This is a genomic window from Shewanella olleyana, assembly GCF_023283825.1.
GTDB classification, from domain to species: domain Bacteria; phylum Pseudomonadota; class Gammaproteobacteria; order Enterobacterales; family Shewanellaceae; genus Shewanella; species Shewanella olleyana.
Genome location: NZ_JAKILD010000001.1, coordinates 180,515 through 194,776, shown reverse-complemented (window position 1 = coordinate 194,776; position 14,262 = coordinate 180,515). Strand labels below are relative to the sequence as shown.

Here is a 14,262-nt window from a genome sequence, read left to right as displayed (position 1 = left end):
GTTAATGATTTAACGCTTCTTGGCTGAAAAATAAAAATGATGGCACGATTACATGACCGCAAAGAACTACCGACAAGCCCAAGCATCAGAAGCGAGCCTTCTACGTATTTTTACTATTCCTGAAGATGCGGAATCCACACTAAGTATTATTGAGCAAAAGCTTTCTGAAGACTTAGCGGGCTTTTTAGGTAACAGTATTGCAGCGCTTGAAAAACCTTTAACGCTTATCGAACAAGATTTTTGCGCCTATCAAATTCCTGAATCACCAAGATTTGTATCAGATTACACTGATGAAATAATGAAAAACTTAGTGGCGCACTCAGTACATACCTCTGCGCCTAGTTTCATCGGCCACATGACCTCAGCTCTACCCTACTTTGTTTTGCCACTGTCAAAAATGATGGTGGGCTTAAATCAAAACCTAGTCAAAATTGAAACATCGAAAGCATTTACCCCGCTTGAACGTCAAGTGCTCGGCATGATGCACCACTTGATTTTTGATCAATCTAATGACTTTTATGACCAGTGGATGCACAGCGCTAATTACTCCCTTGGCGCATTTTGCTCTGGTGGAACGGTTGCCAACATTACCGCTTTATGGATTGCACGAAATCAGTTACTCAAAGCTGACGGCAGTTTTAAAGGGATTAATCGAGAGGGCTTGCCACGCGCATTAAAGCATTATGGTTATGACGATTTAGCCATTTTAGTTTCTGAACGTGGTCATTACTCAATAGGTAAAACGGCAGATTTACTTGGCATTGGCCGTGACAATATCATTAGTATTCCGACTAACGCTGACAACAAAGTCAATGTAAATGAGATGCGTCAAACAGCCGCAAGGCTGGAAAAAGACAATATTAAAGTGATGGCAATTGTTGGCGTTGCAGGCACCACTGAAACTGGCAACATTGACCCATTATCTGAACTCGCTCAATTAGCCTCAGAATTACAATGTCACTTCCACGTTGATGCGGCTTGGGGCGGCGCAAGCTTATTATCTAATAAGTATCGTTATTTACTTAAAGGTATTGAACTTGCTGACTCTGTCACCATAGATGCACATAAACAAATGTATGTGCCAATGGGCGCTGGAATGGTGTTATTTAAAGATCCTGAATTGGCCCATGCGATTGCACACCATGCTGAGTATATTCTTCGTGTCGGCTCTAAAGATTTAGGCAGCCAAACCTTAGAAGGCTCAAGACCGGGCATGGCGATGTTAGTGCATGCTTGCTTACAAATCATTGGCAGTGAAGGTTATGAGATTTTAATCAATAATAGCCTCGAAAAAGCACGATACTTTGCAAAAAAGATTAACAATCACCAAGATTTTGAACTCATCACTGAGCCTGAGCTGTGCATCTTGACCTACCGATTTGTCCCTCAGCAAGTTCAAGTTTTAATAAATAATGCTATCACCCGAAATGACACAGTCACGCTTAATCAGTGTCATAAATTACTTGATGGGTTAACGCGGTTTATTCAGAAACATCAGCGTGAACAAGGTAAATCTTTTGTTTCTCGTACGCGTATAAAGCCAGCAAAATATCAACGACAGACAACAACGGTCTTCAGAGTGGTATTAGCAAACCCATTAACCACCCATGAAATACTCATTAATGTATTGCAGGAACAAATTGAGATAGCGAAATTAGACAATAAATATCTGCCGCAGTTAATGGCCATGTGCAGTTAGGCACTCAAATTGCTTATTAAAAAAACCAGCCACGCGGCTGGTTTTTTAATATTTGCTCAAAGGCTTACAGCTCAAGAGAAAGACTTTAATTAAACAAAGGATATTTTGTCAATTAGTTAGAATGGGGCGGACACCCTGTAAATATTTAACTATATTTACAACATCACAACAAATAGCATGACCATCGCCTTTCAAGGAGATATAGTAAAACCGCATTATCAACAAAACGGATGTATTTAAAATAGATTTAAAATCTATTTTAAATAGAGCAAAGGAGCAAAAATGACTGGTGTAAAGAATAGATACTTTCTTCGATTTAAACGAACGGTAATTTTCAGTGCGTTGACTTTAGCGAGTAACCTTGCTTGTGCGCAAGGAGCTCAAAGCAGCCCTGAATGGTTAGAAGCCTTAAATAAAGATGGTAAACCCATAACAGTATTTACAGCTAAGCAAATATACACAATGGATCCAGGCCGTCCTGAAGCCACAGCAGTTGCAGTATTAGATGGTAAAGTACTATCTACTGGCAGCATAGAGTCAATGCAACCTTGGTTATCACGTTATGACTACACCATTAATGACACGCTAAAAGACAAGGTCATTACTCCCGGGTTCATTGAGCCACATTCACATATGTGGATGTCTGCAGGATTCATGTCTGCCACCTATATTGGCCCTCTAGATTGGCCAGGTCGAGATGGAATGCAAAAAGCGTCTCCGACTCACGCAGATGTTATAGAAACCCTTAAACAAACTCATGCAAATGAAACTGATAAAACTAAGCCATTGATAGCATGGGGCTTTGACCCTGCTAATCATGGTGGTGGATTGAATCGTGAAGAGCTAGATGCTATTTCAACCGAGCGTCCCATTTATGTTATAGGCTTTGCACCACACTTTGTATATTTGAATTCACCCGCTATAAAAGCAACAGGGGTTACCTCTGATACTAAAATTCATGGGGTGTACAAAAATTCAGATGGCACTTTAAGTGGAGTATTTAATGAGAACTTAGCCGTACAGGCTGCTCTAGGGCCAGTATTTAAAGATATTATGGCAATGGGCGGGGTTGGTGGCCTGCAATTCATGGCTAATATTGCTAATAAAGCGGGTGTCACAACCGTTGCTGAAATGCTATATGGCGCTTTCGATTTTGATGCGGAGTGGAATGATACTCTCACCGCAACCAATAACCCTGATTTTCCTATTCGTATCCAACTTATTGCTGACGGTCAAACCATGTCACATAAGTTTAAAGATAAATCACTCGCTACTTACGCCGATTTTTTACCTAGAAATACTGACAAAGCCTATGTAAAAGGGATTAAATTCTTTACCGACGGTTCGCTGCCATTAATGTCCTCTAAAGTAAATTACCCTGGTTATTTAGATGGCAAAAATGGTTCAGAAAATGCTATTCCTTGGGCTGATTTAACCAAGACTATGGCACCTTACTGGAATAAAGGCATTCAGATCCACATTCATGCAAATGGTGATATGGCATTAGATCAAGCACTTGATAGCTTGGAAGAGTTACAGCATGCGAAGCCTCGATTCGATCACCGTTATACCATTGAGCACTTTAGTATCAGTAACTCTATGCAACCTCGTCGTATTAAAGCATTAGGCGCATTAGTTAGCGGTAATCCGTATTTCACTAGCTACCGAAGTCTATTACACTCTGAACACGCTTATGGGCCTGACCGCTCTGAAGCATTTGGTCGATATGGCTCTCTTGCTCGTGAAGGTGTGATTTTTGCGCTCCATTCTGACTACCCACAAGTTGTAGTGCCCATGCTGCCATTAACCGCAGTTTGGACTGTGGTTAACCGTATCGCAGAAGATGGCAAAACAGTCGTAGCCCCTGGTGAAGCAATTAGTGTCGAGCGAGCAATGCGAGCAATTACGATAGACGCGGCTTATACACTGGGTGTTGAAGACAAAATCGGTAGCCTTGAACCTGGTAAACATGCCGATTTTACGGTTCTTGAGTCGGACCCTTACAAAGTCTCTCCTAATAAAATAAAAGATGTTCCTGTTTGGGGAACTGTAATGGGAGGTAACATTTTTGAGGCGAAAAATTAGAACACCCCTTCAACCCACTTGTTTCTAAAGTTTAAAACACAGTCTTCGGACTGTGTTTTTTTATTGGTAAAATAAATAGACAAACCAGTCAATGATTTATATTAGCAATACATTGTTCATGAATACACATCATTAAAAGTAAATCCTAAAATCGTGTTCAATATAAATTGACCACAACAAATAAATGCCAATTAGCACACTAGATGAATGTATTAATAGCTGATTGCTAGCCTAGAAAGTCCGTAACTTTTATAGTTCCGGGCTTTCTAAATATGGCGCAAGGATAGTGAATTGAACTTGGCTTTAGCTCGCTACAAACCTGTTGGCAATATTCAATAATTTAGAAAGCAAAGAAACCGTTACTTTGCAGTAACGGTTTTATCTAAATATGCTGGAGAAATAGAGATTTAAACCCTACATTGATTGCGCTACAAACCATTTAACTCTCTGGCAGAACTAACTCAAATTTCAGAAAGCAAAAAGCCCACTATAAAATAGCGGGCTTTTCTAAATATGGCGGAGAGATAGAGATTTTAACCCTACATTGATTGCGCTACAAACCATTTAACTCTCTGGCTTAACTAATTCAAATTTCAGAAAGCAAAAAGCCCGCTATAAAATAGCAGGCTTTTCTAAATATGGCGGAGAGATAGGGATTTGAACCCTACATTGATTGCGCTACAAACCATTTAACTCTGTGGCCGAACTAACTCAAATTTCAGTAAGCAAAAAGCCCGCTATATAATAGCGGGCTTTTCTAAATATGGTGGAGAGATAGGGATTTTAACCCTACATTGATGAGCTACAAACCTTTTAACTCTCTGGCCGAACTAACTCTAATTTAATTAAGCAAAAAGCCCGCTATTTATAGCGGGCTTTTCTGAATATGGCGGAGAGATAGGGATTTGAACCCTAGATGGGCTACAAACCCATGCCGGTTTTCAAGACCGGTGCATTCGACCACTCTGCCATCTCTCCGAACGCCGAGAATAATATAAGTATCAGACTCACTTGTAAACATGATTTTTTAAAAACTTATTCAAATGGTCATCAAATAGTCTTTTTAGTGTTTTTTTAACCAAACCAAGCCTAAATAAATTATTAAAGCAATCAAACCCAATTTAAACGACCCAATTCTAGCGCAATAATGGGTGAATCATTTCAATGATATGACGATATTGTGTGCTAAAATCGATTTAATTATTTCTAACATTTGTTGCTATGACCACAACTTTAATCCCAACCTCACAACTTGCGCCGCAGTTCACCTTGCCTCAATCTTTACCAAGTACCGCATACTTAAGCCACCTATTACTTGGTCAAGAGCGCTGTGTAGATGCATTTAATCTGATGACAAAAGTCAAAAATCAACATCTATATCTCGCCGATTTTGCCAGCATCGATCGTGAGCTTTTCATTAAGGCCTTGGTTGGGCAAGCTGATACTCCCTCTGATTCATATCTGGTCGCCACTAAAAGTCAAAATGAAAATCAAGACTTTAACTTTCGTTGGCAAACTGAGCTTCCATCAGCCAATGTCGGTACCATTGCAAATCAAAACCAGTTGTATAGCTATGTTAGCGGTCAAATTCGTCGTGCAGACCTGATTGGTAAAATGCAGAAGACCGATAAATCGAGTCAATACAAGCCGGGGATATTCGCTTCCAATCATTATGTGTTTATTGATGTAGAGTCATTATGGAAACGCGAAGGCTTGTGGGAATTTGTGATGCAAATTCTTGAACAAGGTCATTATCGCATTAATAGCGAACTTGCCCCTATTCCACTTAATTGCAAAATTATTTTTGTCGGTTCAGTTAATTTATTTACGCATTTACGCAGCGATGACAGAGTATTTTTTAAATATTTCCCATTACTTGCTGAAGTTAATTCAGAATTAGATTTGACTAAATACTCAGAAAACCAGTATCTACAATGGTTAGTGAGTTTAGCCAATGAATATAAAGTTGAATTAGATTTATCTTCAATCATGCCGTTATTTTGGTATAGCACTAAACTCACTGAGCACCAGCAACGCTTAAGTTTATCAATGCTCCAAATAGCGCAGGTCATTACGCAGGCTAATGCACTCAACGCGAATAAAGCACTGACCGCTTCATCTATATCAAAAGCCATTATAAACGCTAAAAAACGTCATGACAGTTCAGAGCTTTACGCAGCACAAAGCTTTAATGATAATTTCATTAATCTGCAAACAACAGGTGAGATGATTGGCCAAATAAATGGTCTAACTGTTGTTGATACTCAAGATGCTAGCTATGGTGAGCCTGCCAGAATTACCACCACAGTGCATTATGGTGATGGTGAGGTCATCGATATTGAACGTAAATCGGAGTTAGGTGGCAATATACATACGAAAGGCATGATGATTTTATCTGCTTCGTTATATCGTATATTTGGTCGTGACGCACCATTGCATCTTAATGCCAACATCGTTTTCGAACAGTCATATCAAGAAATTGATGGCGACAGCGCTTCCCTAGCTGAATATTGCTGCCTGATGTCATCAATTGCCGAGCAACCAATCAATCAGGCTTTTGCTGTGACAGGTGCACTCGACCAATTTGGAAATGTACAAGCGATTGGCGGCGTGAATGAAAAAATCGAAGGTTTCTTTAATTTATGTAAAGCACGTGGATTAAATGGTGAACACTGTGTCATTATTCCAAAATCGAATGTGCTGCAACTAAACCTAGAACCGGAAATTATAGATGCTATCGACAAAGGTTTGTTCCATGTTCACGCCATTGAACATATGGACGAAGCCATTGCTTTGCTGATGCAGCTCCCAGCAGGCGAGCGAAATGAAGACAATGATTTCCCTGAGAAATCTTTATATGGATTAGTACAACAGCGTCTAGAGAAAATGGCAGGTCAAGATGATGACGACATTGAGCCATCTTTTTTGCAAAAAATATTAATAAAATTACGGATTATTTAGTGATCGGAGTTGTTTAGCTTACACGTGTTCGCTATCTTGTCCCCCTACTCAATATTAAGTGGTAATATTTTAAATGGTAAAAGCTAACAGTTTCACTAAAGAAGAGTTAATAGCATGTGGTAATGGTAACCTTTTTGCGCCTAATTCACCTCGCTTACCTGTCGATAATATGTTGATGATCGACCGTATTACTAAGATTAATGAAGACGGTGGTGAGTTCGGTAAAGGTGAAATCGTAGCTGAACTAGATATTACTCCTGACTTATGGTTTTTCGATTGCCACTTTAATGGCGACCCTGTTATGCCTGGCTGTTTAGGCTTAGATGCGATGTGGCAACTCGTCGGTTTTTATCTTGGTTGGGAAGGCGCAGAAGGTAAAGGCCGTGCTTTAGGAGTTGGCGAAGTTAAGTTCACTGGCCAGGTTTTGCCTGAAGCTAAAAAAGTCACTTATAAGCTAACCCTGAAACGTAAGATCCATCGTAAACTCGTAATGGGAATTGCTGATGCAGTCATGGAAGTCGATGGCCGCGAGATATACTCAGCAACCGATCTAAAAGTGGGTATTTTTACTGATACTTCTTCATTCTAAAAAGCTCAATTTTATGGCTAAATTTTATAGCGAAGTTTTGTGACGATAATTCGATTAAAGAAATCTAAAAGTAAAACCTAATCTAACCCAAGATTCGAACGCCTTAAAACACTCACCGTTTTTCTTAAAAGCCCTCATATTTCCTATGAGGGCTTATTATATTTTCAAATCAATTAATATCTATTTGTTAAATAAACCGCTTAAACGGCCATCAACACCTTCACGCCACCCGCCTAGCCATTGTGATTTAGAATCTAAAGTTCCATATGGACAAAGTTCTTTTGAACGCCCTGCAATTCCCGCTTGGAAACCTTTAGAAAAAGCTCTATCTAGTCGATCTCTTTTTTGTCTTTTCATTAACACATCCTCATTTTGTTAATTAAGCCAAATTAACCTGTACCTCACTAATGGCTTCAACATAAGAAATAGGCGAAAATTCATACAAGATCAATGTCGATTTATGACAAAATTATGCATTTTTAATTAAGATATTGAGAAAAAAGGCAAAAAAAAATCGAGGAAAAAACCTCGACTTTTCGCTCAAAAAATGATCGCGCTATTTCATTTTACGACGACGTAACCAAAGCAATGGCAAGCTTAATAACCATGCAAATGAAGCTGCGCCTTGTCTTTCATAAGGCTCATCTTCAATCAAATCTGATTCAGTACACGCTTCTTGATTACCTGATACAGGTTTAAGTACCACCATTCTTGTTAAGAATGAAGTAACAGGCTCTCCAAAACCATTAATTTCAAAAAGAGGTAAACCACTTTCTTCATCTACAATCAAATTACCATCGCTATCATATTGATATATTGGTTTGCGAACGAATGCAGTACCGACAATGGTGCCATCTTCATTAATGCTGTTAGCTTCAACAACATAAAATTCAGCACCGTAAGTTAATATTGAGCCATCACCATCAATCACATCGACTTGATGACGAGTCCAATTACCATCTTCATCTTGCTCATAACCTTTCGATTCACAAGTTAAATTATTATTGATATTAATAAACTCGTTATCATGTAAGTTATACAAGAAGCCCGCTTTTGGACGAGGTTTATCTTTGTCAAAAGTAACCTCAATATTACCCACAACTTGCCCTGCATTATTGATTGATTTTGGTTTACTGGTTAAATCAGATAAACCATCTTGAAAATCATCAGGGACAACAATTTCAGCCGCTGGGTCATTGATGTCATAGTAAAAGAATTTTTCTCTTACATAGCCACTGATGTACTTCTCTAGGCTACCAATAACAATACCGTTATCATTAATATCATAGGCTATTGAACTGTATACAGTGTCACTGAAGATATCAGGATCAATCCAGTTATATTCGTATTCACCCGTTGTGGTATTTTTCTGCCAATATGCTGCATCTTGATATAAGTCGTCTTCTTTACCATTGCGGTAAGTATGTGAACGTCCTACGACTACACCATCATTATTAATCCCTAATCCCTGAGCAATATAATTTAACGTTGAATCTTCGTCCGGCGTCAAACCAAGAGGTAATTCAACGATATTGTCTTCAGGAATAGTATTATCAGCTTCTATTTGCCAAACATGCGCACGAGTTTGATAGGAAATATTGCGGCGTCCATTTGAAGGATACTGATCTGCTTGGACACAAATTTCCACTGGTGCTGGATACTCTCTGTCTTCTTCTAAGCTAGTATCAATACAGCTATCAATACGATCTGAACTAAACTCAATAATGTCAGTACTTGCATAACCTGCAACTAGATTATTGTTATTAACCGCTGCTGCTGCAGACCAGCCACCAAGCTCGACAACAAAATCATCTTCTTCACGAACATACGTTTGATAAGAAGGAATTAAATCAATCTCTGTTCCATCAGCGGTAACAGCCACTCCACGCAATTCAAAGTCACGGTAATACCAAAAGTCTATAAAGTCCTCTTCATCATCAGGTTGCTCACCTTCATATTCCATGGTTTTTTCTGGTGCTGTATAAGCGCCAACTTTTACGCCGCTATCATTTATACCATAGAAAAAGGTATCAACTGAATTGATAATCAAATCACCTTCATCATCAACATCGGTTGGTGCTGTCGTACCATTGACACTAAAGAAGTTAGGATTCCATGGAGATTCAGCATCATTCTCTTCAGCTGTAAAGGTGTAGTTGTTGGCAATAATGGGCAGAAATACCGAATAAACAATAGCTTCTTCAGGCGCGATACCATCTTCAACGTCGATAACACCATCGTCATCTTCGTCATCTACTGATAATTTTTTCTTACCTTTAGATACACCGACCATTTCATCGTTGGCATTAACGCCAAGAGCATAGCCGCGGCTCGTGCCATCGACATTACCTTTAAGATCAACATCTTCGATATTTACAATTTCATATACTGGTGCTGCCTGAACACTTCCGATAGCGCCAAGCACACTCAAAGCAACGACTGATAATGCCTTATCAAACTTCGACTTCATTTTAATTCCTATTTTTATTATGCGCTTACTTCAATGACTCGAGTTCTTCCCAACGTTCAAAGCAAGTGTCCAATTCTTGTTCTTTTGTCGCCAATGCTTGCAGCACTGAATTGACAGCATCTTGTGGTTGGCTATAAAAATCAGCCGAAGCCACTGTATTTTGTAATTCTTCAACTTCTAGTTCCAACTTCTCCATTTTACTCGGCAATTGGTCGAGTTCACGTTGAAGTTTGAACGATAATTTTTTTGGCGCATTAGTTGTTGCTTGCTTAGGCTTTTCAGTCTTAGTTTCAACAGGCGCTGATGCTATGACAACAGATGCGGCTTCAGGTTCCTCAGAATAAAATTTAGCGCCCTGAGATACTGCATCATTATAGCCACCAACATACTCATGCCAGCCACCATTACCAGCAAACCACCAGCTACTGGTGACGGTATTATCGATAAATTCACGGTCATGACTCACAATCAGTAAAGTCCCTTCGAAGTCAGTCAGTAAAGACTCTAACAATTCTAAGGTCTCAACATCAAGGTCATTGGTGGGTTCATCAAGAATAATCAAGTTTGCAGGTCTTAAAAGCAAACGTGCAAGTAACAGACGGTTTTTCTCTCCACCTGATAATGCTTTAACTGGGGTTCTTGCTCTAGCAGGCGAGAATAAAAAGTCTTGTAAGTAGCTCAATATATGGCGGTCTTGACCGTTAATCGTCACAGTACTTTTACCATCACCAACGTTCTCTTCAACCGTTTTTTCAGGGTCGAGTGCTTCACGATATTGGTCAAAGTAAGCCACTTCAAGCTTAGTACCGACTTTTACTTCACCAGATTGCGGCGTTAACTGCTCAATCAATAGCTTGATTAACGTTGACTTACCACAGCCATTCGGTCCGATTAACGCGATTCTATCGCCGCGCATCACGGTTGAACTAAAGTTTTTAACCAAGTCTTTTTCAGGCAGATTGTAATTGATATTTTTAATATCGAATACCAATTTACCTGAACGCTCAGTATCACTGACGTTCATCTTCGCATTGCCTTGACGATTCAGACGTTCGCTGCGTTCCGTTCTTAAGGCTTTTAAGGCTCGAACGCGGCCTTCGTTACGAGTACGGCGCGCTTTAACCCCTTGACGGATCCAAGCTTCTTCTTCGGCAAGCTTCTTATCGAAGTGCGCATTTTGCTCAGCTTCAACGCGAAGCCACTCTTGCTTACCTTCTAAGTACATTTTGTAGTTACCAGGCCATGACGTTACAACGCCGCGGTCTAGGTCAACAATACGAGTTGCCATACGATGAATAAAGCCACGGTCATGACTGACAAAGACTATCGCGCCTTTGAAGTTAAGCAAAAATTGCTCTAACCATTCAATCGTATCAATGTCGAGGTGGTTAGTCGGTTCATCAAGTAGTAATAAGTCTGGCTCGCTGACTAACGCACGCGCTAATGCCACTTTACGTTGCCAACCGCCCGATAACTCATTGAGTGGCTTATCAGGGTCGAGTCCTAATAGTTCACAGTTCTGAATGATCCGTGAATCAAGTTGCCAACCGTTATTATGGTCAAGTGACTCTTGCAAGCGAGTCATTTGATTGAGCATTTTCTCCATTGCATCAGGCTCTGCTGTTGCAACATCATGGGAAAGCTGATGGTATCGTTCTAACTGTTCACCAATTTCTTGAAGGCCAGCTGAAATATACTTATATACAGTTCCTGTTTCAGCTTTAGGGGGATCTTGTTGTAAGCGGCTTACTGTCACATCGGAGGCAATGTTAAATTCACCATCATCAAGTAACACATCACCTGATAACACTTTCATCAAACTTGATTTACCTGCGCCATTTCGGCCTACAATACAAACACGCTCACCAGGTAAAATAGTGAAATCAGAATTTTTCAATAATGGCGTATAACCATAGGCTAACGATCCATTATTAATACGAACTAGACTCAAACGACGCTCCTAATAAAATCAGTTAACTGCTCGCCATCAAATGGCCAAAACAGCTCTTTTTCACCCATAACTAACACTGGAATTGAAATACCATAACGCTCAGCTAAAACGTCGTCATCGCAAATATCAATATGCTCATAGCTCATGTCTAATTGTTCAACTAATGACTGAGCTAACTCACACAGATGGCAACCATCTGTGTGATATAAAATGAGGCTAGAATTTTTATTCATGGTGTTAGTTAACATATTACTACTTTTCATGGTTTAGCTGCTGTAAGGCGACTTAGCATGAGTGATTAACCATGTATTATGGATGTGTGGATTACGCTTAAAATCCAGTGGTAAGGTTTGGTTATCAATATTTTTAATATCCATTTTGTACTGAGTTAAAAGGTTGATATCCATTTTAAATTTACGTTTGTTATTAGAGAAAATTATTTCACCATTCGGGCTCAACAGTTTTATCAAATCAACTAATAATGCAGCGTGATCGCGCTCAACATCCCAACTATCCTCCATTCGTTTTGAGTTAGAGAAAGTTGGTGGGTCAACGAAAATCAAATCAAATTGTTCATTGCAATCTTTAATCCATTGAATACAGTTAGCTTGTTCAAACTGATACTGTCTGACATTGAGATTGTTTAATTCAAAGTTCTCTTTTGCCCAAGTAAGATAGGTATTTGACATATCGACAGTCGTTACAGACTTAGCACCGCCAAGTGCAGCATGAACTGACGCACTACCTGTATATGAGAATAAGTTTAATACACGTTTACCTGATGACTTTTCGCCAACCAATTTACGCGTTAAGCGATGATCTAAAAATAAGCCAGTATCTAAATACCCAGTAAGGTTTAGTTTAAAGCGGGCATTATATTCTTGAGTAATGATCTCAAGCTTTTGCTCATCAATTTTTTGATATTGATTAGTTCCCTTTTGACGCTCACGGGTTTTTAATGTAACCAGCTCAGGATCAATACCTAACGCATTTGGCAGTGATAACAACACATCAGTCAGGCGACGCTTTGTTACCGCTTCAGGGATTGTTGATGGCGCTGAATATTCTTGAATAACAACATGATCAACATATTTATCAACAGCAACGTTATATTCAGGCAAGTCAGCATCATAAATTCGGTAGCTATCAATACCCTCTTTTTTCGCCCACTTAGTCAGCTGCTTCATATTCTTTTTAATGCGGTTAGCAAAAGCTGGTGAAATGTCGGCTATATCGACACCTTCTGGCAATACTGGCGCTTCGCGGCGAGTACTTTTAGCGTGCAGTGTATAAAGGTTAAAACCACACTCAAGTGCGCCGTTAAACATCTTCATTTGTTTGTCAGCTTTAAGCTTTAATGCAGACAATAATTCAATGTCACTACATAGCATGGCAATTTTCCAGCCACCGAAGTCTTTCTTAAACTTGTCACCGAGTTGGTAATACAACTGCAGTAATTCGGTAATGCTGCCTAAACGCTCACCATATGGCGGGTTAGAAATAAGGAAACCGTCTGCAACAGGCGGAGTTACATTTAACGCATCAGAGACTGAGAACTCAATTAAATCCGCAACGCCAGCATTTTCAGCATTCTTTTTAGCTAAAGCGACTAAACGTGAATCAATATCTGATGCAAAGAATTTAATCGCGCAGCGAGTTTTACCTAATGATGCTCTTGCATGTGCTTCATCTAAAATTTGGTGCCAAATGGTTTCATCGTGCTCAAGCCAATGCTCAAAGCCAAATCTTGCACGTTGTAGGCCAGGAGCAATGTCCGCTGCCATTAATGCAGCTTCAATCACCACGGTACCACTACCACAGAACGGATCTAATAACGTAATAGGATTTGCTTGCCAGCCACTTCGAGCTAGCATGTTTGCTGCAAGATTTTCTTTTAGTGGCGCTTCACCCGTTGTAGAACGGTATCCGCGTTGGTGTAATGATGGACCAGAGAAGTTAATCGACATGGTCAGTTGATTATTTCGATAATGAGCATCGATTCTAAAATCTGAATTAATACGCTCTACGTCTGGTCGGTCTTTACCATCATCACGAAAACGGTCAACTACCGCATCTTTGATTTTCAAAGCACCAAACTGGGTATTATTAATAAAGCCGCCAGTACCATGAAAATCGATACCAAAAGTGCTGTTATTAGAAAACTGAGATGGCCAATCAACAGCGTAAGCTGCGTTATAAAGTTGCTCGGCAGATTCACAAGCACCTTTATAGATAACCACGACGATGCGGCTAGCGAGTCGAGACCACAATGTAATTCGATAGGCAAGTTCTATTGGTGCAGAAAAATACACACCAGCGACGCTTTCCTTAACATCAGTAGCACCAAACTCTTTAAGCTCATTAGATAAGCTATATTCAAAACCCTTAGGGGCAGCAGCAAAAAAATTTAACATGGAATCGCAGTCATCATCTCACAGGTATAATTAAGTCGGCATTATATACCTAAACCAAATCTCAAGTGTGAAAATGTCACTTAAAAGCACAAA

9 protein-coding genes and 1 tRNA gene are annotated in these 14,262 nt (G+C 39.7%); 4 read left to right on the top strand and 6 right to left on the bottom strand.

Translation table 11 applies throughout. The annotated features are described in order from the left end of the window. Positions 1–52: 52 nt before the first annotated feature. Positions 53–1,699, top strand: a complete 1,647-nt coding sequence (panP, locus tag L2735_RS00845) for a pyridoxal-dependent aspartate 1-decarboxylase PanP (protein ID WP_248982909.1) — start codon at positions 53–55, stop codon at positions 1,697–1,699. Positions 1,700–1,981: 282 nt separating this feature from the next. After that, positions 1,982–3,784, top strand: coding sequence for an amidohydrolase (locus L2735_RS00840; protein WP_248982908.1), 1,803 nt, complete (start codon positions 1,982–1,984; stop codon positions 3,782–3,784). Between the two features lie 887 nt (positions 3,785–4,671). On the opposite strand, the gene L2735_RS00835 is transcribed toward L2735_RS00840, so the two are convergent. Then, a tRNA-Ser gene (locus L2735_RS00835) sits at positions 4,672–4,762 on the bottom strand. A gap of 243 nt (positions 4,763–5,005) precedes the next feature. On the opposite strand from L2735_RS00835, the gene L2735_RS00830 reads away from it, so the two are divergent. Both L2735_RS00830 and fabA read left to right on the top strand, forming a co-directional pair. Next, positions 5,006–6,745: a S16 family serine protease gene (locus L2735_RS00830; RefSeq protein WP_248982907.1), complete on the top strand. Its 1,740-nt coding sequence runs from the start codon at positions 5,006–5,008 to the stop codon at positions 6,743–6,745. Between the two features lie 73 nt (positions 6,746–6,818). Next, positions 6,819–7,334: a bifunctional 3-hydroxydecanoyl-ACP dehydratase/trans-2-decenoyl-ACP isomerase gene (gene fabA / locus L2735_RS00825; protein WP_153914792.1), complete on the top strand. Its 516-nt coding sequence runs from the start codon at positions 6,819–6,821 to the stop codon at positions 7,332–7,334. A 180-nt stretch (positions 7,335–7,514) separates the two neighbouring features. On the opposite strand, the gene rmf is transcribed toward fabA, so the two are convergent. From rmf to rlmKL, 5 genes are all read right to left on the bottom strand, one after another. Beyond that, entirely contained in the window at positions 7,515–7,691 is a 177-nt protein-coding gene (rmf, locus tag L2735_RS00820) for a ribosome modulation factor (protein ID WP_102528615.1), read from the bottom strand. A gap of 199 nt (positions 7,692–7,890) precedes the next feature. Continuing rightward, on the bottom strand, positions 7,891–9,804 hold the full coding sequence (locus L2735_RS00815; RefSeq protein ID WP_248982906.1) for a DUF3466 family protein: 1,914 nt from the start codon (positions 9,802–9,804) through the stop codon (positions 7,891–7,893). 25 nt (positions 9,805–9,829) lie between these two features. Beyond that, entirely contained in the window at positions 9,830–11,755 is a 1,926-nt protein-coding gene (locus L2735_RS00810) for an ABC transporter ATP-binding protein (RefSeq protein WP_248982905.1), read from the bottom strand. After that, positions 11,752–12,018 carry a glutaredoxin family protein gene (locus L2735_RS00805; protein WP_248982904.1) on the bottom strand — a complete coding sequence of 89 codons (267 nt, stop codon included), beginning with the start codon at positions 12,016–12,018 and terminating at the stop codon, positions 11,752–11,754. The genes L2735_RS00810 and L2735_RS00805 overlap by 4 nt, the downstream gene beginning before the upstream one ends. A gap of 3 nt (positions 12,019–12,021) precedes the next feature. Further along, entirely contained in the window at positions 12,022–14,169 is a 2,148-nt protein-coding gene (gene rlmKL, locus L2735_RS00800) for a bifunctional 23S rRNA (guanine(2069)-N(7))-methyltransferase RlmK/23S rRNA (guanine(2445)-N(2))-methyltransferase RlmL (RefSeq protein ID WP_248982903.1), read from the bottom strand. Positions 14,170–14,262: the final 93 nt, after the last annotated feature.